The sequence below is a fragment of the Nocardiopsis sp. RV163 genome, from assembly GCF_001029525.1.
Lineage (GTDB): Bacteria > Actinomycetota > Actinomycetes > Streptosporangiales > Streptosporangiaceae > Nocardiopsis > Nocardiopsis dassonvillei.
Genome location: NZ_LEKI01000118.1, coordinates 1 through 18,534, shown reverse-complemented (window position 1 = coordinate 18,534; position 18,534 = coordinate 1). Strand labels below are relative to the sequence as shown.

12 protein-coding genes are annotated in these 18,534 nt (G+C 73.2%); 4 read left to right on the top strand and 8 right to left on the bottom strand.

The annotated features are described in order from the left end of the window. Nucleotides 1–49: 49 nt before the first annotated feature. The 5 genes from ABD54_RS19050 to ABD54_RS19030 all read right to left on the bottom strand — a co-directional run bounded on the left by ABD54_RS19050 (nucleotide 50) and on the right by ABD54_RS19030 (nucleotide 9,168). Nucleotides 50–1,753 carry an ABC transporter substrate-binding protein gene (locus ABD54_RS19050; RefSeq protein WP_047870866.1) on the bottom strand — a complete coding sequence of 568 codons (1,704 nt, stop codon included), beginning with the start codon at nucleotides 1,751–1,753 and terminating at the stop codon, nucleotides 50–52. A gap of 545 nt (nucleotides 1,754–2,298) precedes the next feature. Beyond that, nucleotides 2,299–3,318 (bottom strand): LacI family DNA-binding transcriptional regulator, encoded by a 1,020-nt coding sequence (locus tag ABD54_RS19045; protein ID WP_047870865.1) that lies wholly within the window; start codon nucleotides 3,316–3,318, stop codon nucleotides 2,299–2,301. A gap of 121 nt (nucleotides 3,319–3,439) precedes the next feature. Further along, nucleotides 3,440–4,321 (bottom strand): Fpg/Nei family DNA glycosylase, encoded by an 882-nt coding sequence (locus ABD54_RS19040; RefSeq protein WP_047870864.1) that lies wholly within the window; start codon nucleotides 4,319–4,321, stop codon nucleotides 3,440–3,442. Between the two features lie 131 nt (nucleotides 4,322–4,452). Further along, on the bottom strand, nucleotides 4,453–7,563 hold the full coding sequence (locus ABD54_RS19035) for an ATP-binding protein (RefSeq protein ID WP_047870863.1): 3,111 nt from the start codon (nucleotides 7,561–7,563) through the stop codon (nucleotides 4,453–4,455). 159 nt (nucleotides 7,564–7,722) lie between these two features. Continuing rightward, nucleotides 7,723–9,168, bottom strand: coding sequence for a PucR family transcriptional regulator (locus ABD54_RS19030; protein ID WP_047870862.1), 1,446 nt, complete (start codon nucleotides 9,166–9,168; stop codon nucleotides 7,723–7,725). 237 nt (nucleotides 9,169–9,405) lie between these two features. Here ABD54_RS19030 and gabT point away from each other — a divergent pair, with 237 nt between their 5' ends. Continuing rightward, the gene (gene gabT / locus ABD54_RS19025) at nucleotides 9,406–10,743 is read left to right on the top strand and encodes a 4-aminobutyrate--2-oxoglutarate transaminase (RefSeq protein ID WP_047870861.1); all 1,338 of its coding nucleotides are present in this window, start codon (nucleotides 9,406–9,408) and stop codon (nucleotides 10,741–10,743) included. A 636-nt stretch (nucleotides 10,744–11,379) separates the two neighbouring features. Here the strand turns inward: gabT and ABD54_RS19015 are convergent. Then, nucleotides 11,380–12,984, bottom strand: coding sequence for a PucR family transcriptional regulator (locus tag ABD54_RS19015; RefSeq protein WP_047870869.1), 1,605 nt, complete (start codon nucleotides 12,982–12,984; stop codon nucleotides 11,380–11,382). Nucleotides 12,985–13,180: 196 nt separating this feature from the next. Here ABD54_RS19015 and ABD54_RS19010 point away from each other — a divergent pair, with 196 nt between their 5' ends. Continuing rightward, on the top strand, nucleotides 13,181–14,467 hold the full coding sequence (locus tag ABD54_RS19010) for an aspartate aminotransferase family protein (RefSeq protein WP_047870859.1): 1,287 nt from the start codon (nucleotides 13,181–13,183) through the stop codon (nucleotides 14,465–14,467). A 157-nt stretch (nucleotides 14,468–14,624) separates the two neighbouring features. Next, on the top strand, nucleotides 14,625–16,133 hold the full coding sequence (locus ABD54_RS19005) for a CoA-acylating methylmalonate-semialdehyde dehydrogenase (RefSeq protein WP_047870868.1): 1,509 nt from the start codon (nucleotides 14,625–14,627) through the stop codon (nucleotides 16,131–16,133). Nucleotides 16,134–16,374: 241 nt separating this feature from the next. Here ABD54_RS19005 and ABD54_RS19000 read toward each other — a convergent pair whose 3' ends face one another. Both ABD54_RS19000 and ABD54_RS18995 read right to left on the bottom strand, forming a co-directional pair. Beyond that, nucleotides 16,375–16,617: a hypothetical protein gene (locus ABD54_RS19000; RefSeq protein WP_082166900.1), complete on the bottom strand. Its 243-nt coding sequence runs from the start codon at nucleotides 16,615–16,617 to the stop codon at nucleotides 16,375–16,377. Between the two features lie 239 nt (nucleotides 16,618–16,856). Then, nucleotides 16,857–17,672: a carbon-nitrogen hydrolase family protein gene (locus ABD54_RS18995; RefSeq protein ID WP_047870858.1), complete on the bottom strand. Its 816-nt coding sequence runs from the start codon at nucleotides 17,670–17,672 to the stop codon at nucleotides 16,857–16,859. 134 nt (nucleotides 17,673–17,806) lie between these two features. On the opposite strand from ABD54_RS18995, the gene ABD54_RS18990 reads away from it, so the two are divergent. Then, on the top strand, nucleotides 17,807–18,481 hold the full coding sequence (locus ABD54_RS18990; protein WP_047870857.1) for a TetR/AcrR family transcriptional regulator: 675 nt from the start codon (nucleotides 17,807–17,809) through the stop codon (nucleotides 18,479–18,481). The last annotated feature ends 53 nt before the right edge of the window (nucleotides 18,482–18,534 follow it).

Here is an 18,534-nt window from a genome sequence, read left to right as displayed (position 1 = left end):
GTCGGGGAGTGGTCAGCGGGGTGGACGGGGGAGGGCCGCTCCCCCGCTTCTACTCGACCGGTTCGATGGAGGCGAGGGTCTCGACTCCGCCGAGCTCGTACCAGCCCTCCCACATCACCGCGGGGGTGCCGGGCGTGTCCTCGGCCTCACTGGGCCAGTTGGTCCATGCGGCGTTGTTGGCCTGCGACCACTGGCCGTTGTACCAGAGCGGGATGGTCGGCAGCTCCGCCAGGAAGTGCTCCTGGAGCTGCGAGGTGACCTCGGCGGCGGCCTCGACGTCGTCGGCGGGGACCCGGGCGAGCTCCTCGGTGAGGGCCCACGCCTCGTCGCTCTCGTAGCGGTGGAAGTTCACCGTGGTCTGCTGCTCCTGGACGGGCAGCTGGTAGAGGTAGTCGTAGTAGGTCCACGGCGAGTTGCTCAGCTGCCGCGCGTTGTTGATGACCAGGTCGAACTCGCCCGCGTTGCGGTTGTCGTTGAGCAGGCCCTCGTCGGGGAACTCGGCCGTGATGTTGATGCCGACGTCCTGGGCGTTCTGCTCGATGAGGCGGGCGGCCTCCATCCAGTCGGTCCAGCCGGAGGGGACCGCGAGGGTCAGGGCGATGGGCTCGCCGTCGGGCGTCTCGACGAAGCCGTCGCCGTCCTGGTCCATGTAGTCGGCCTCCTCCAGGATGGCCACGGCCTCGTCCGCGTCGAAGGTGAAGCCCTCGCGGTCGACCAGCTCGTGGTCGATGTAGGCGTCCCACTCGGGCAGCAGGCCCGTGGGGTTGGCCGGCTGGACCAGGTTGGCGTACGGGCCCTCGACGATCTGGGTGATGTTGATCGAGTGGGCCAGGGCCTGGCGGAACGCCGTGTCGTTGAGCGGCTCACGGGTGTGGTTCGGGATGAGCCACGCCGTGTTGGCGCTCTTCATGTACGGGGGGCCGTCGTAGAAGCTGGTGATGGTCTCGTTGCTGTTGAGGACCTGGTCGATGCCGGGCAGGAAGTTGTTGGAGAGGTCGACCTCGCCCTGGTTCAGCATGCCCATCGTGACCTCGTTGGAGGCGTTGACGATGTCGACGATGTAGCGGGCGTCCATCGTCATGTCGAGGGCTTCGACGGCCCACCACTCGTCGTTGCGCTCCCAGACCATACGGTCGTCGGTGTGCGACTCGTAGGCGTAGGGGCCGGTACCGACGGGGTTCTCGTTGGCGCTGTCGGTGATCTGGGTCTCCTCCATGTCGGCCCAGATGTGGTCCGGGACGATGGGGTTGGAGTAGGCCCAGTTCATCCACTCCTGCGGACGGCTCTCCGAGAAGGTGACGGTGACCGTGCGCTCGTCGGTGGCCTCGACGTTCTCGACGTAGTCCCAGACGTTGCTGTAGGGAACGCCGCTGATCTGGCCGAGCTCCAGCGTGGTGACCACGTCCTGGGCGACCAGGGGCTCACCGTCGTTCCACGTGACGCCCTCGCGCAGGGTGATCACGTGCTCGGTCTCCGAGGTCCACTCGTCGCTCTCGGCGAGCCAGTGGACGTACTCGCCCGCATCCGTGTCGTAGTGGAAGAGCGACTCGTAGACCAGGCCGTTGGTGCCGACCGCGAACTGGCCCCGCATCATCGGGTTCCAGCTGGTCGGTGCCGACCACGCCGTACCCGTGGTGTACAGGGTCTCGTTCCTGGGGTACTGACCCGAACCGCCCTCGCTGTTCCCGCCGTCACCCGAGCAGGCGCTGACCGCGAGGGCCAGGGCCGCGAGTGCCGCCGGAAGCCGCAGCATTCTCATCTCGACTCCTCCTTGTCACCCGGCCGGCCTATGGGGGGAGTCCCCTCCGTGAGACCGGAAGGGTGGGAGCGCTCCCAGTGGTGAGCGCACGAGACCGTTGCTGAACCGGGTAAGTGACGTTAACAACAACACGTCCACAGGAAGGGCGTCAATGCCCGACACTTCGCTGTTATTCGCTTGTAACAGCACAGATGCGGGTATGTCAGTAGGTTCGACGGTGCTGAACCGGTTCCGCACGGGCGTTCTCGCTCCCTCGTGGGCCTGTCGGCGCGGGGCGTTACGCGCCGTAGCCTTCCACAGCTCGGGAAGGGGTGGCAGCACCCTCAGGGTCACCTTTTGGACACCAAAGCCACAGAGACCACCGAGGCAACTCGCATCCCTGTTTTCACATCGTTAACATCCGCCGGGGTGCACGCCGCGAACCCCGGTGGCCGCGCCACACCGGGCTCCGCGGAGCTCACGCGGTGTGAGCGCCGGACCGGGCGCGCGGCGGCCGCGGACCGTCCCCCGGCCGGGGGCGACCGGTCGGGAACTCCGGGTCACGAGCCCAGGGGTCCGGTGCTGCCCCGGGGGAGCAGCTCCCCGCGGGAGGTCTCGCTGTTGGCCACCGGCTTGCCCTCGATCGTTCTGGCCAGCATCAGCGCGGCCTGGCGGCCGTAGGACACGATGTCGCGCACTATGGCGGTCAGCGAGGGGCGGACCAGGCGGCACAGTACCGAGTCGTCCCAGGCCACGATGGACAGCTGCGAGGGCACGTCCACGCCCATCTCGTGGGCCACGCCCAGTCCGGCCACGGCCATGAGGTCGTTGTCGTAGATCAGGGCGGTCGGCCGGTCGGTGGCGGCCAGCAGCTTGCGCGTGGTCCTCGTACCCCCCTCGCCCGTGTAGTCGGCGTGCACCCAGCGGGCCTCGCTTAGCCCCGCCTGGGCCGCGGCGTCCAGGAAGGCCTGGGTGCGCACGCGGGTGTGCACGAACTTCTCCGGGCCCGCCACCTGGACGATGCGCCGGTGGCCGAGGGCGGCCAGGTAGTGGACGACCTCGCGCATGGCGGTGGCGTCGTCGGTGTGCAGGTAGGGCAGGGAGCCCACGCCCTCCGGTCCGCCGAGGACGACGGCGGGCAGCGGGAGCTCCTCGACGACCCGGACGCGCGGGTCGCCCACGCGCAGGTCGACCATGATCACGCCGTCCACCCGGCGTTCGGACGACCAGCGGCGGTAGGACGCGATCTCGGCGCCCATGTCCTCGGTGACCTGCAACAACAGGTCGACCCCCGAGGAGGCCAGCTCGGCCTCGATCCCCGAGACCAGTTGCATGAAGAAGGGTTCCAGCCCCAGGGAGTGGGCGGGCCGGTCGACCACCAGGCCGACCGCCCCGATCCGGCCGCCGGGGGCGAGTGCGCGCGCCGGACTGCTGGGCGCCCAGCCGAGGTCGCTGGCGATCGCCAGGATGCGTCTTCGGGTCTCCTCCGAGACCCCCGGGCGCCCGTTGAGCGCGTAGGACACGGCCCCCTTGGACACCCCCGCGGCCTTGGCGATGTCCATGATGGTCGGACGCCGCATCAAACCTCCCATTCGTCCCCCTGATCACACAACGCTGAACCGGTTAAGCAGACGGTTCGGGATTGTACTGCATGACCTTGGCGCCCAACCCGACAAATGGGAACTTAACTCACGAAAGCCCTCAAACTCCCTGGCATCGGGGGCACCAGTAGAGGGTGCGTCCGGCCACTTCGGCGGAGGCGACCGGCGAGGAGCACACCCGGCAGGGTTCGCCGGTCCGGTAGCACACGTAGAGGCTGTCGGGCCGGGGCACGGGGCGCGCGTCCGGGTCGGGACGGTGCTCGGGCAGGGTGGTGATGATGTAGCCGTCGCGCACGCCGTCGCGGAGCAGGCCCGACAGATCGTCCCACAGCCGCGACCACTGCCCGGCCGTGAGGTCGCGGCCCGGGGTCATCGGGTCCAGGCCAGCCCGGAACAGCGACTCCGCGCGGTAGATGTTGCCGATGCCAGCCACCACGTCCTGGCGCATGAGGAGCGCGGCGACGCTGCTCCGGGAGCGGCTGACCACGCGCCAGGCGCGCTCGGGGTCGGCGTCGTCGCGCAGGGGGTCGGGTCCCAGCCTGTCCTGGACGGCGCGCTTGTCGTCCTCGGTGACGACCTCGCAGGCCGAGGGGCCGCGCAGGTCGGCCCAGCCGGAGGTGTTGACCAGACGGGCGCGCACCGCCCCGACGGGTTCGGGCGGCACGGCGAATCCCTCGGCGTCGCGGAGCAGCTCCCGGCGGGCGCCGCCGGCGGCCCTCGGCGCGCCCAGGTGGCGTTCGCCGTCTGCGTCGCCGAAGGACCAGGCGCCGTACAGGCCCAGGTGGACCCGCAGCCACTCCCCCGAGTCGAACCCCAGGAAGAGGTGCTTGCCGTGGGCCTCGCTCTCGGTGAGGACCCGGCCGTCGATCCGGGCGGCGCCGTCGGCGAAGCGCCCCTGCGGGCTGCTGGCGCGTACCGCGCCTCCGCCGAAGGTCTTGTCGAAGTGCGCTGCCAGGCGGTGCAGCGTGTGGCCCTCGGGCACCGGTCCTCTCCTCCCCCGTCCGCCCGGAGCGGCGTGAACACCGCTTTCCGGACATCGGGCTCCAGGGTAGTGCGCCCGCCCCGCCCGCCGGTCCGGTCGGAGTCCGGCCCCGGCGAGGGCCGTACGGCGGGTCAGTGGGCGGTGAGGATCTCCTCCACCAGGGCGCGCGGGTCGGCCAGGCAGCGCCAGGCGGGCACCACGACCACGGGGTCCCCCGTGGTGCGGTTGAGCGCCTCCCCGCGGGCGAGCAGCCAGCGCAGGGAGCGGCCGTCGGGTTCCCGGTCGAGCAGGAGCAGCAGTCGGCGGGAGCCGAACCGGACCACCATGTCGGCGGTCCAGCCCTCGACCGTCTGCTGCAGGGCCACCTCCGCCCCCACCCCGCGCAGCTCCCTGACCAGAGCGGAGGCGGCCGCGTCGGTGCGCTCCGCGCGACCGCCCGGCACCGAGGCCTCCAGTTCGCCCAGCGGGCCGTCGTCGCCCGACCAGTACCCGCGGTCGCCCACGACCACGAGCCGCTGGCGCGTGCGGGTGAGCACCGACGACCACAGGTGGCCCATCCGGCGGACGCGCCGCTCGGCGACGGCGGGCGCCCCGGTCGCAAGCGTCGGCGTCAGGACGGTGACGTCCGCCGGATCGTGGTCGTCCGCCAACAGGTCCGGGCCGCCCACCCGCACCTCGTGGCACAGGACGCGCTTGCGCAGCAGGCGGCGCACCAGTGCCGCCTGGGGCTGGGTCGGCGCGACCACCGCGACCACCCGGCCCCGGGGCAGGTGGTCGTCGAGCTCGCCCACCACCACCGCCGCCCGGTAGGCCTCGTCCCGGTTGACGAAGGACGCGCCGGGCGCGGCCTCGCAGACCCCGGCGACGTCGCGCCACTCGAACGCGGGACCGACCGAGGGGTCGGGGAGGGTGCGCACCGCGAGCCTTCCCCCGTAGCAGTGCCGCGAGGCGGCCCCGGCGAGCTGGGGCGGCGCCCCCTCGTGCTCCTCCAACCACCGCATGGGCGGGGCGGCCCGGCACAGGGCGCGCATCGCCGAACCGCCGCCGTAGCGCAGACCCCGGTCGTCCAACTGACCCGCGACCAGACCGGCGGCGGACAGCGCGCGGCGCTCCTCGTCCGGTTCCAGCACGCTCACCGGTCCCGGGTGCGCGGGGTCTCCGAACACCACAGCGCGGTTGGCGCGGTAGAGCACCGGCAGCAGCTCGGCCAGCCGGGTGCGCTCCGCCCCGACCACGACGGCCAGGTCGAACAGGCCCGCCCGGGGTTGCAGCGCCCGGACCTGGTCGGTGCGGCACACCCACGCGGGCAGGGTGTCGAGCAGCCCGCCCAGACCCGGCCAGCCGTGGCCGCGGTGCCAGTTGAGGCTCTCCAGGCGGTGTTCGATGGCGGCGCGGCCCCGCCACAGCCGGGGGTCGTTGACCGCGCGCAGGCAGGCGGAGCTGGACCTGCGGTGCCGGGCGAGGGCGTCGGCCAGGTCGGCGGTGAGCGTGTTCAGCGGCGCGCAGCGGGTGCGCCGGTCCACGGCCGCGCGCCACTCGCCCTCCAGGCGGGCGACCGCGCGCAGGCGGGCGAGGCTGTCGGGGTCGGTGTCCACTCCCAGTTCGCGGCGGACGGCGCCGCGGTGAGCCAGCCCGGCCAGGCCCCCGACACCCGCGCGCTCGGCCCGGTGCAGCCAGTACTCGGGTCCGCCCCGCTCCGGTGTGAAGAGGGAGTCGGGGTCCCACCCCTGGGAGACGACCCGGCCGCGCTCCTCCGCCAGGTGGGCGAGCGCGTGGCCGCCGGAGGCCATGGTGTCCATGGCCCGCCACGCCTCGCGGACCGCCGCCCAGTCCGCGGCCAGGTCCGCCCAGTGGACGGTGGGGTCCTCCCCGCCGGAACCGGCGGGGGCCGCGGGCAGGCTCCGGGAGTGCTCTGCCAGGATCCGGGTGAGCAGTACGGCCTCGGCCGTGCTCCGTCCGTTCCCGCCGACGCGCACGACGGGGTGCCCGGGGGAGGTGTCCGCGCGCAGGCGCACCGCGTCGACGTCGGCCTCGGTGCGCCCGCACACCAGGACGCGCTGGCCGTTGCTGACGGCCGTGCGGACGAGGGCGTCGACCAGGTCGTGCACACCGCTTCCGGGCGGGGCGGCGGCCACGGTGAGCTGCTCGCGCATGGCCGCGCACAGGACCGCGTACTGGGACTGGTCGAGGGCGGTCGCCGAGATCGGGACGGGGGGCTCGGCGGCCTTTCCGGCGGGGTCGGCGCAACCGCGGCGGGTCGCGGCGCGGGGAGCGCGGAAGAGCCGTCCGGACGCCGCCGGGGCGGGGGCGCCGGCCGTCCGGGAGGGCTGTCCGAGCAGGGTCTCCAGGGCGGTCCCGCCGACCTCCCCGGGGTCCAGGCCGTCGCGTCCGGAGGGGTCGATGTCGGCCAGGACCCCCTCGACGCCGACGGGTTCGCGCTCGTCGGCGTCGTGGCGTCCCCCGCCGGGACCGGCCCGGAAGAGCACGGCGACGTTGTGGGCGCCGTCCGTCCCGGTGCGCGGGGCGCCCCGGGTGCCCAGGGGTGCGATGTCGTCCACCCGCTCGATCTCCAGGCCGGAGAGCAGTGCGCGGATCCTGGCGGCGAGGTCGGCGACGGCCGCCGGGCGCCGCGGGGGATCGGGCGCACCGGAGCGCAGCCGGGTCCGCAGTTCGAACAGGTCCTCGGGGTCGGTGAGGCCGAGACGTCCCAGGAGCGCGGGGTTGACGTCGGGCGGGCCGACCGCGCGGACCAGCGTCTCACCTGACCCGGAGGGGGTGTCCGCGGTCTCGTCCGCGATCCGCACGTCGACGGTGAGCAGGGGCAGGGCCGCCCGGTCCTCGCCCTCCCCCAGGATCACGAGCGGGTAGCCGTAGCGCACGGACTGGCCGAGGTCGTGGGCCGCGCGCAGGACGCGGACGGACTCCGGGTGCAGCGGAAGCGTCTCCCTCACCCCGCTGAAGAGCACCTCGGGGCCCGGGGGCAGGCACGCGCAGCTGTCGGAGCCCAGGTCGCCGACCGGGACGACGTGGGTGTGCACCGCCTCGCGGCACAGGCAGGCGCGCAGGTAGGCCAGCAGGGAGCGTACCTCGGAACGGTCGATCGGGGGCTTCCAGCGCAGCGAGGCCGTGCCGACGCCCGACGGGCCGCCGAGCGCCCCGGGGAGGGGGCCGACGGCTCCCGGCGGCGTCCCCGGCACGCCCGCGCGCACGATCTCGTCCTCGTCGTCCCGCAGTGACCTCAACGTCTCCCCCACACGGCTGTGTCATCGGCCGACTACCCACCGACAGCAAGCCATTGTGGTGCACGGACCGATCCCGGACCCCGCGAACACCGGAACCCGTCACCACTTTCACTCCGGGTGACGACGCCGGGCGACGGGATCCGGGGGGCGGGAGGGCGCTCAGTGCTCGGCGCGGTGGACGCGCAGGGCGATCCACAGCTCGGTGCGGTAGTCGGGGTCGTCCAGATCGCCGGGCAGCAGGTCGCGGATGCGCCGCATGCGGTAGCGCAGCGTGTGCCGGTGGACCCCCAGTGCCTCCGACGCCGCGTCCCACCGGCCCGAGGCAGCGAGGTAGGCGCGCAGCGATGCGAGCAGTTCGGCCGAGGTGCGCTGGCACAGCAGCGGGGCGAGAAGGTCCCCGGCCATGCGGGCGCCGGCGGGCGTGTCGGCCAGCCCGAGCAGCCCGCCGGGCAGGTCGCCGACGCGGAGCAGCCCCTCCCCCGCGTCGCGCGCGGCGGCCAGTGCGCGCTCGGCCTGGGACAGCGCCGCGGACAGTTCCGCGTAGGTGGACGGGTCGCTCACCCCGACCGGCCCCTCCAGGACCTCGCCGAGCACCCCCGTCGCGGTGTCGGCGGAGGCCAGCAGCAGGGCGCGGCCGTCGTGTTCGGTGGCCAGGACGCCCTCGGGCGGGTGCGCGGGCCCGGCCCCGTCGGCGGCCGCCACGATGACGGGTTCGGCGGGAAGGACCCCGCGCAGCCGCTCCGCCCCCGGGTGGAGGGGGTCCAGCGCCCCGGTGAGCAGCGCCGCGAGCACCCCCTCGCGCACCCGGGACGTGGCGTCGTGGGCGGTGCGCTCCAGTTCGAGGGAGAGCAGCGACACCGCGGCGTTGACCAGCGTGCGCTCGTCCGGGCCGAGGCGCCCGCCGGTGCCCACGGCCAGGAACCCGCGGACCCGGCGGCTGGTGGCCAGGGGTTGCACGGAGACGTGTTCGCCGCCCGAGGTGAGGGAGACGCTGGCGCGCACGCCCGCCTCGCGCAGCCGGTCCAGCTCCTCGGCGAGTCCGGCGGCGCGGGGGGAGGCCCCGGCGGGGGCGGCGTGCCGGGAGGCGCCGTCGGCGGACAGCAGCAGCACCCAGGCGCCGAGTTCGCGGGCCAGCCGGTCGACGATCGCCGACTCCCCGGTGAGCGCGGCGCGGGTGAGGTCGCGCTGGGCGGCGAAGGCCCTGCTCAGCCCCTCGTACTCCTCCTTGGCCAGGAGCCGGGACACCTCCTTGCCGATCGCGATGAAGGGGGTCTCCCGGGCCACCTCCAGCAGCGTGAGGCCGAACTCGGCGGCGGCCTCGCGGAGCGGCTCGGGGGTGCGTTCCAGGACCACTCCGACCGCGAAGCCCAGCGCGGTGACGCGGCGCTCGGCCAGGCGGCGCGTGTAGTCGCGCAGGTCTGGGACGCCGGTGGCCCAGCGCACGCCGGTGGTGAGCAGGAGTTCGCCGCCCGCCAGGTAGGGCGTGGGGTCCTCCAGCTCGCTGACCGCGACCCACTCCACCCGCCGGTCCAGGTTCTCCTGGCCAGTGAGCAGGTTCAGGCGCAGGCGGGGCGTGCGCATCAGGGCCCCCAGGGTCGGTGGCATCGGCTTCCCCTCCACTTCGGCCGCCGGCCGAAGTGGAGGGGAAGCCGATGCCACCGACCTCCCGCCGATCCGGCGGACCCGCTCCGTGCGAACCCTGACGCGCTGGCGCAAGGCTCTGCCCTGATTATCCACCTTGTCCATGTGGGGGCGGTTCCGCGCGCCCTAGTGTCGTCCCAGGTCGGGGAGCCCACCCCCGACCCCTCTCCGCTCCCGCCCACCGCAGAAGGAGGCAGCCGCATGGCAGCGACCGAGGTCGCCCAGTCCCGCCGGATCGTCACCGAGATCCCCGGCCCCGAGTCCCGCGCGATCCAGGAGCGCCGCCGTTCGGCCGTCGCCCAAGGCGTGGGCAGCGTCCTGCCGGTCTACGTCGAGCGCGCGGGCGGCGGCATCGTCGAGGACGTAGACGGCAACGCCCTGATCGACTTCGGCTCCGGCATAGCCGTGACCAACGTCGGCAACGCCGACCCCCGCGTGGTGGAGCGCGCCGCCGAGCAGCTCGGCCGGTTCACGCACACCTGCTTCATGGTCAACCCGTACGAGGCGTACGTGGACGTGTGCGAGGCGCTCAACCGGATCACGCCGGGCGACCACGAGAAGCGCTCGATCCTGCTCAACTCGGGCGCCGAGGCGGTCGAGAACGCGGTGAAGATCGCCCGCAGCGCGACCGGCCGCCAGGCGGTCGTGGTGTTCGACCACGCCTACCACGGCCGCACCAACCTCACTATGGGGCTGACCGCCAAGAACATGCCCTACAAGCAGGGCTTCGGGCCGTTCGCCGGTGAGATCCACCGGATGCCGATGGCCTACCCGTACCGCTGGCCCACGGGCCCGGACAACTGCGGCCCCGAGGCGGCGGCCATGGTGATCGAGCAGATCACCAAGCAGATCGGCGCCCAGAACGTGGCGGCCGTGGTGATCGAGCCGATCCAGGGCGAGGGCGGCTTCATCGAACCCGCCCCCGGCTTCCTGCCCGCGGTGGTGGAGTTCTGCCGCGCCAACGGCATCGTGTTCGTCGCCGACGAGGTGCAGACCGGCTTCGCCCGCACCGGCCACATGTTCGCCAGCGAGCACGAGGGCGTGGTCCCGGACCTGATCACGACCGCCAAGGGCATCGCGGGCGGCCTGCCGCTGGCCGCGGTGACCGGCCGCGCCGAGCTGATGGACTCCGTGCACGGCGGCGGCCTGGGCGGCACCTACGGCGGCAACCCGGCCGCGTGCGCCGCCGCGCTGGCCGCCCTGTCCGCGATCGAGTCCGACGGCCTGGTGGAGCGCGCCCGTGAGATCGGCGAGCTGATGCTGGGCCGCCTGCGCGAGCTGGCCGCCGAGTACGAGGTCATCGGCGACGTGCGCGGACGCGGCGCGATGATCGCGATCGAGCTGGTCCAGGACGCCGACCGCACACCCGCCCCCGAGGCGCTGGCCGAGGTCCTGTCCTACTGCCACTCCCGCGGCCTGGTCCTGCTGAGCGCGGGCACCTACGGCAACGTGATCCGCATGCTGCCGCCGCTGGTGATCGGCGACGAGCTGCTGCGCGAGGGCCTGGACATCCTGGAGGAGGCCTTCGCCCGGCTGTAGCACCCGTACGGAGGAGGCGGCGGGAGGCGCGGGGAGCGCCGCCCGCCGCCCCCTTCAGCGGTGGGAGGAAACACGCCGCGACCGGCCCCGGCCTGCGGTCCCGGAGCGTGAGCACGTTCAGCCCGCGGTCGACGACCGGGTCGGCCGGGGGCACGCGCACGTGGTCGGCGAAGCCCATCAGCGCCCCGGCCACGACGTGCTGCACCGGCTGGGCCCTTCCGCGCCCAGCCGGGCGGACGGGCTGCCGCCGGAGGCGCACGGCGAGGTCGTCTCCGCCGACGCCTACACCGGCCCCGACGCCCTCGCCGGAGGGCGGGGCCGACGTGGTGATCGCGGGCCGTGCGGCCGGCCCCTCGCTGTTCCTCGCGACCCTGGCCCGCCGCCTGGGCCGGGGCCCCGGCGACGCGGACGCGAGGGCCCCGGAACCCTGGCGGGCCACCTGCTGGAGCGCGCGGTCCGGTCACCGTCGACCGGGCGGACAAGGGGTGCGCGCTGGTCCCGGTGCGCCCGCGCGCGGACGGGGGCGCCGTGACCACGCCGCTGTACCTGGACGCCCACGGCAAGAGCCCGGCATCGGTCCTGCTGCGGCTGGGGTCGGAGGGAGCGCCCGGGGCACGCTGACCGGAAGGCGCCGGGTCAGCGCTCGTCGCGGACCGAGTCCAGCGACAGCAGCGCCACGTGCAGGGACAGGCAGGTCTCCACCGAGTCCAGGTCCGCGTCCAGGACGTGGGCGATGCGCCGCAGCCGGTCGTAGAACGCCGGGCGGGACAGGTGCGCCCGCCCGGCGGCGAGCGCCTTGTTGCGCCCCGCGCCCAGGTAGTGGCGGAGCATGTCGGTCAGATCGCCGCCGTGCCGCGCGTCGTGGTCCAGCAGCGGCCCCAGCTCGCGCTCGACGTAGGTCTGGAGCCGCTCGTCGTCGCGGAACAGGTGGAGCAGGCCGCGCAGGTGCAGGTCGGGCAGCCGGTAGAAGGGGCGCTGGTCGCTCTGGCGGATGGCCACGTCGCCGACCTGGCGCGCCTCCAGGAAGGAGCGCCGCACCTCCCGGACTCCGTCCGCGGAGGAGCCCACGGCCAGCACCGCGGCGCCGCCCACCGCGGTGCGGATGCGGTCGGCGAGCATGTGCAGGGTCGGGTCCAGGCGCTGGCGGCCCGGCAGCGCCAGCAGGATGCCCACGCGCAGGTCGTCGAGGGAACCCACCAGGGCGGGCAGGCGCAGCTCGCGGCAGGCGCGCGCTGCGCCCTCGGCGGTGTCGGACAGGCGCGCCTGGGCGGCCAGTCCGGTCCCGCTCTCACGCAGGCGCAGCACGAGCCCCACCAGTTCGCGGCCGTTGAGCGGCACGCCGACGGCGCGGGCCCGCACCAGCGCCTCCTCCGGGTCGGAGTAGGCCCGGTCGATGATGCCCGCGATGATCGTGCGGTGCGTCTGCCGCTCCAGGCTCTCCTGGTGGCGTTCCAGCAGCCTGCCCAGCGCCAGGGTGGTGGCGGCGCGTTCGATGAGCATGCTCTGGCGCGGGGTGGGGTTGGCACCGACCACGAGGATCAGCCGCCCCCAGTCCTGGCCGCGCGCCCCGACCGTGGTCACGAGCCAGCCGTTGGCGGGCGTGTGGACTGTGCGCGTTCCCGAGCGCGCCGCGCGCGAGCGGCTCTCCCAGGAGGTGAGCAGGGTTCCGGGCTCCTCGCCGTTGAGGTCGCAGGCCAGCACCTGGTGGGTGAGGTTCTCCAGGACCACGGGGCAGCCTGAGAGCTGGGCGACCTCGTGCAGGATGCGCCCGGTGTCGGCGCCCTCCACCGAGAGCTGGGTGAAGACCGAGTGCAGCTTCTCGGACTCGCGCAGCTCCTCCAGCTGTTCGTTGACCACCCGGATGTGCACGGCCTCGGTGATCTCCACGAAACGGGCCTCGCGGTCGAGCAGGACCACCGGCACGCCCGCGTCGCGTGCGGCGTCGAGGAAGGCGGGCGGGAGCTCGGCGTGGTACTTGCGGCCCAGCTCGACCGCGATGCCGCTGACCCCTGCGGCGGCCAGGTCGTCGATGTAGCGGCGCAGCGCCTCGGGGTCGTCGGGCATGGCGATGCCGGTGCTGAGCACCAGTTCGCCGCCGCGCAGCAGGTGGGCGAGGTCGGTGACCTCGGCGATGTGCACCCAGCGCACGGCCACGCCCAGCCGGTCCGGGCACGCCACGACCCGGGGGCGGGCGCGCTGGAGGGCGGGGAGCTGGAGGACCTCGGCGAGGGTGGGAAGCACGTCACCCATCCTAGGAGGCGGGCGCGGAACGCAGTGTCAGGCTCCCGGCCTCCGGGCTTACACGGTGTACCGCGCCGACCGGTCCCGACCTGAGGGGAGGGTGCGCGCACGCGGGGTTACACGTCGTAAACCCGGCCGCCATGTTGTCAACAAGCTGATCCTGGCCAAGCCCGGGGGCCGGGGCGAGACTGGGGGCATGTCGGAACTTCTCTCGCGCCACCGCGCGGTCATGCCCTCCTGGCTTCCCCTGTACTACGAGTCCCCGCTGGAGATCACCGGCGGCAAGGGCGCCCGTGTCACGGACGCCGAAGGCAACACCTACCTGGACTTCTTCACCGGCATCGTGACCAACATGCTCGGCTACGACGTGGCCGAGGTGCGCGAGGCCGTCGAGCGCCAGATCGCCAGGGGGGTCGTGCACACCTCCACCCTCTACCTCATCCGCGGCCAGGTCGAGTTGGCGGAGAGGATCGCCCGCCTGTCGGGTATCCCGGACGCGAAGGTGTTCTTCACCAACTCCGGCACCGAGGCCAACGAGACCGCCCTGCTGCTGGCCACGTACGCGCGCGGCAGCGACGAGGTGCTGGCGATGCGCGGCAGCTACCACGGGCGCTCGTTCGGCACGGTGGCCGTGACCGGCAACCGGGCGTGGAAGAACTCCTCCCTGTCGCCGCTGAACGTGCACTACCTGCACGGCACCGATCACGCGGCCCCGGCATTCCGGGGGATGACCGACCGGGAGTACGTCGAGGCGTGCGTGGCCGACCTGCGCGACGTGCTGGACACCGCGGCGCCGAACGTGGCGTGCCTGATCGCCGAGCCAGTGCAGGGCGTGGGCGGGTTCGCGATGCCGCCGGACGGCCTGTACGCCGCCTACAAGGAGGTGCTGGACGAGCACGGCATCCTGTTCGTGTCCGACGAGGTGCAGACAGGCTGGGGGCGCACCGGCACGAGCTTCTTCGGCATCGGCAACCACGGGGTGGTACCGGACGCCATGACCTTCGCCAAGGGCCTGGGCAACGGGTTCGCCGTGGGCGGTGTGGTGGCGCGAGGCGACCTGATGGACCGGCTGGGCGCGCTGGGGGTGGCCACGTTCGGCGGCAACCCGGTGTCGATGGCGGCGGCCGGGGCGACCCTGGACTACGTGCTGGAGCACGACCTCCAGGGCAACGCCCGGCGTCAGGGCGCGCTGATCCTGGAGGGGCTCCGCGCGCTGACCTCGCTGCCGAGCGTGCGCGACGTGCGCGGCAAGGGGCTGATGTTCGCCGTGGAGATGGCGGACCCCGCCACCGGCGCGCCGTCCTCCCCCCTGGCCGGGGGGGTGCTGGAGGCGGCCCGCGAGCGCGGCCTGCTGGTGGGCAAGGGCGGCGTGCACGGCAACGTGCTGCGGATGGCGCCGCCGATGACTCTGTCGCAGGAGGAGGCCGTGGAGGGCCGCGACGTGCTGCTGGACGCGGTGCGCGCGGTGGACGCCGAGGCCTGAGGAAGGGCCGACCGGGGCCGAGGGGGCGCCGCGCACGGTCGCGGAGGCGGGCAGCACGATACCGGCGGCCCCCGGGGACCCCCCGTATCAAGCAAACCGCGCCGGGGCGCGGCGCACCAGCCCCGAGCGCGCCCCTGTGGACGAGGAGGAGAGCGGCATGAGCAAGCACATCACCCACTGGATCGGCGGGACCGCCCACGAGGGACCGGCCCGGCGGACGGGGGACATCTACGACCCGGCCTCCGGGCGGGTCACCGGCGCGGTCGACCTCGCCGGACGGCAGGAGGTCGACGCCGCGGTGACGGCCGCGCGGGAGGCCTTCCCGGGGTGGCGCGACACCCCGCTGTCCCGGCGGGTGCAGGTCCTGTTCCGCTTCCGCGAGCTGCTCAGCGCTAACGCCGACCGGCTGGCGGAGCTGATCAGCGCCGAGCACGGCAAGGTCTTCTCCGACGCCCGGGGCGAGGTGGCCCGCGGCCTGGAGGTCGTCGACTTCGCCTGCGGCATCCCGCACCTGCTCAAGGGCGGCTACTCCGAGAACGTGTCCGCGGGCGTGGACGCCTACTCGATCCTCCAGCCGCTCGGCGTGGTCGCCGGGATCACGCCGTTCAACTTCCCGGCGATGGTGCCGATGTGGATGTTCCCGGTGGCCCTGGCCTGCGGCGACACGTTCGTGCTCAAGCCCAGCGAGAAGGACCCCTCCGCTTCGGTGCTGCTGGCCGGGCTGTGGGCCGAGGCTGGCCTGCCAGAGGGCGTGTTCAACGTGGTGCACGGCGACAAGGAGGCGGTGGACGCCCTCCTGGAGCACCCGGACGTGTCGGCGGTCAGTTTCGTGGGCTCCACCCCGATCGCGCGGTACGTGTACCGGACCGCCGCCGAGCACGGCAAGCGGGTGCAGGCCCTGGGCGGGGCCAAGAACCACATGGTGGTACTGCCCGACGCCGACCTGGACCTGGCCGCGGACGCGGCGGTCTCGGCCGGGTTCGGCTCGGCGGGCGAGCGGTGCATGGCCGTCTCCGCGGTGGCCGTGGTGGACTCGGTGGCCGACGATCTGGTGGAGCGGATACGCGAGCGGGTGTCGCGCCTGCGCGTGGGCCCCGGCGACGACGAGCGCAGCGAGATGGGGCCGCTGGTCACCGGGGAGCACCGCGACCGGGTGGCCTCCTACCTGGAGTCGGGGGTGCGCGAGGGCGCCACCCTGGCGGTCGACGGCCGCGTGCACCCGGTGTCGGGCGGGAGCCCGGACGGGTTCTGGCTGGGACCGTCGCTACTGGACCACGTCGGCCCCGAGATGTCGTGCTACCGCGACGAGATCTTCGGCCCGGTGCTGAGCGTGGTGCGCGTGGGCGGCTACGACGAGGCGGTCAAGCTCGTCAACGCCAGCCCCTACGGCAACGGTGCGGCGGTCTTCACCAACGACGGGGGCGCCGCCCGTCGGTTCCAGAACGAGGTCGAGGTCGGCATGGTGGGGATCAACGTCCCCATCCCGGTGCCGATGGCCTACTACTCCTTCGGCGGCTGGAAGCAGTCCCTGTTCGGTGACTCACACGCGCACGGCACTGAGGGTGTTCACTTCTACACCCGCACCAAGGCGGTCACGGCCCGTTGGAGCGACCCGGGCCGACGGCCCGGAGGAGGCGTCGACCTGGGGTTCCCCACCAACGGTTGACTCGGATTCCGTGAAAATAACGGACGGATCTGCCTCACTGTCGGTCGGCGGTGAACGACACGGAGTATCGTTGTCACAGCACGCCCCTCACGGGGCGTGGTCGGCGCCGGCAGCCGACGCACGAACCATCCGGGAAGGGCGCGCTCATTTCCCCTCCTCCCCAATGGAAGCGGGCGCGCCAACGGGAGCGCTCCGGGTCCACCTCTCCCCCTGGGCCCGGAGCGCGACCGTCTGCGCACCGCTAGCGCACCGCGAACAGCCGCTCCTCGGCGGTCACCCGGGGCTCCGCGCCGACGAGGTCGGCGCACTCCTCACAACCGAACACCGCGCTCCCGTCCGGGAGCTCACCGAGCACCCGGCGCGGCCGGGGCCACTTGGTGTGGCAGACGACGCAGGCATCCCCCATGCACTGCGCCCAGCTCAGCGAGTCCGGATCGTAGACCTCGACGTCGATCGCGGGCCGCGTGTCTGGTTCGCACATCATGCTCGTTCCGCGCAATGTCCTTGCTCCCCCCGTGGTTTAGGACAGTCTGGCGGGCCGATAGTTACCGGCTCTTTATTGAATCAGAAGCTTTGGGCACCTGGAATGGTTCCGACCGATCTACATCACACCGTGCACGGGAATCATAACCCTAAGTGATGATGCCTGGGAAGACCCTGTCTCGCAGGATGGGATTCATCAGTTTTGTCCGGCTAGCTGCGGGGCGGTAGTGATCCGGGACCTCAGTCCTCGGCCCGCACAGAGACCGAAAAACGGCGCAGGGAGAGCGCCGGATTGAGCTCACGCACCTCCTCGACCCGAGAGGCCGAAACCCCGGCCGATGCGACCGCGGAGGTCTGCTCACCCAGGGCCGCGAGCGGTGTCCCCATGGGATCGACCACCATGCTGTTGCCCGCACCCGCGGGCGCCGCCTGCCCGGACGCGGCCACGTACACGGTGTTCTCGATGGCGCGCGCCCGGGCCAGGGTCCGCCAGTGCTCCTCCTTCAGCGGGCCGGGCACCCACTGCGCGGCCAGCAGCACCACGTGCGCCCCGGCTTCGGCGATGCGCCGCGTCACCTCGGGAAAGCGCAGGTCGTAGCAGGTCTGCAGACCGAACACCACGCCGTCGACGGTGAAGGTCTCGGGCTCCTCGATCGGGCCGGGGCGCAGCACGTCCGACTCCCGGGCGCCGAAGGCGTCGTACAGGTGGATCTTGCGGTAGTGCGCGACCCGCCGGCCCTCCGGCGACAGCGCCACCAGGGTGTTGGTGAAGCGGGTGGCGTCGGCGCCGCCCTCGGCCTCGCCGACCCCCAGCACCAGGTGCACGCCCTCCCGCCGGGCGGTGTCGGCGGCCCCGGATACGAAGGGGCCGTCAAGGGGCTCGGCCGCCGCCACGTAGCGCTGGTCGACACGGCCCGCGGTGAACATCGTGTACTCGGGGAACAGGACCACACGGGCCCCGTCCGCCGCGGCGCGCGCGGTCAGCTCCGCCACCGAGCGCTGGTTGCGCTCCTTGTCCTGACCGGGCGCGAACTGGGCGACCGCGACCTGCACCATCGAACCTCTCCTCGTCGGCGTGGGGCGCCTCGGGCGCCGTGCACAGAGTGTACGGCCAGCGCCGCCGCCCCGGTCCGCACGGACCGGGGCCTCCCCCTTGCGAGGTGGCTGAACAAACGTTTAATGTATTGAACATGAGTTCAATCGACCCTCCGGACCGGACCGAGAGGGAGTCCGACCTCACGGCGCGCGCCAGGATCCGCGACGCGGCGATCGCGTGCTTCGGCCAGCGCGGGTTCGGGGTGAGCGTGCGGGCGATCGCCGAACAGGCCGGGGTCTCCCCCGGGCTGGTGATCCACCACTTCGGATCCAAGGACAGGCTCCGGCGGGCCTGCGACGACCACGTCACCGCGGCCGTGAACGAGGTCAAGACGGACACGGTCACCAGCCACGACGGGCAGACCTTCCTCCACCAGCTCGCTGCGATGGAGCAGTACGCCCCGCTCCTGGCCTACGTCGTCCGCTCCATGCAGGCCGGCGGCCCGCTCGCGGCCGGGCTCTTCGAGCGCATGGTGGCCGACATCGAGGTCTACCTCGCCGCGGGCGAGGCCGAGGGCACCATCCGCCCGAGCCGGGACCCGGCCCGGCGCGCCCGCTACCTGGCCGCCAACTCCCTCGGGTCGCTGCTGCTGTTCCTCACGCTGGGGCGCTTCGAGGGGGAGGTCGACTTCGCCCGGGTCGCGCAGGAGTGGTCGCGGGAGTACATGCTCCCGGCCCTGGAGCTGTACACCGAGGGCCTGCTCACCGAGCGCGCGATCCTCGACGCCTACCTCACGTACGTCGGCGACCCCCCAGAGGAAGCCCGCTGACCGCCCCGGACGGTCAGGTTCAGCTTGTCCAGGGCCTGGAAGCGGCCGAAGCG

Coding starts and splice junctions, on each gene's coding strand:
- ABD54_RS18995 (WP_047870858.1), bottom strand. CDS start 17,672: ATGGTGCAGGTCGCGGTCGCCCAGTTCGCGCCCGGTCAGGACAAGGAG.
- ABD54_RS19000 (WP_082166900.1), bottom strand. CDS start 16,617: ATGATGTGCGAACCAGACACGCGGCCCGCGATCGACGTCGAGGTCTAC.
- ABD54_RS19045 (WP_047870865.1), bottom strand. CDS start 3,318: ATGCGGCGTCCGACCATCATGGACATCGCCAAGGCCGCGGGGGTGTCC.
- gabT (WP_047870861.1), top strand. CDS start 9,406: ATGGCAGCGACCGAGGTCGCCCAGTCCCGCCGGATCGTCACCGAGATC.
- ABD54_RS19010 (WP_047870859.1), top strand. CDS start 13,181: ATGTCGGAACTTCTCTCGCGCCACCGCGCGGTCATGCCCTCCTGGCTT.
- ABD54_RS18990 (WP_047870857.1), top strand. CDS start 17,807: ATGAGTTCAATCGACCCTCCGGACCGGACCGAGAGGGAGTCCGACCTC.
- ABD54_RS19030 (WP_047870862.1), bottom strand. CDS start 9,168: ATGCCACCGACCCTGGGGGCCCTGATGCGCACGCCCCGCCTGCGCCTG.
- ABD54_RS19050 (WP_047870866.1), bottom strand. CDS start 1,753: ATGCTGCGGCTTCCGGCGGCACTCGCGGCCCTGGCCCTCGCGGTCAGC.
- ABD54_RS19005 (WP_047870868.1), top strand. CDS start 14,625: ATGAGCAAGCACATCACCCACTGGATCGGCGGGACCGCCCACGAGGGA.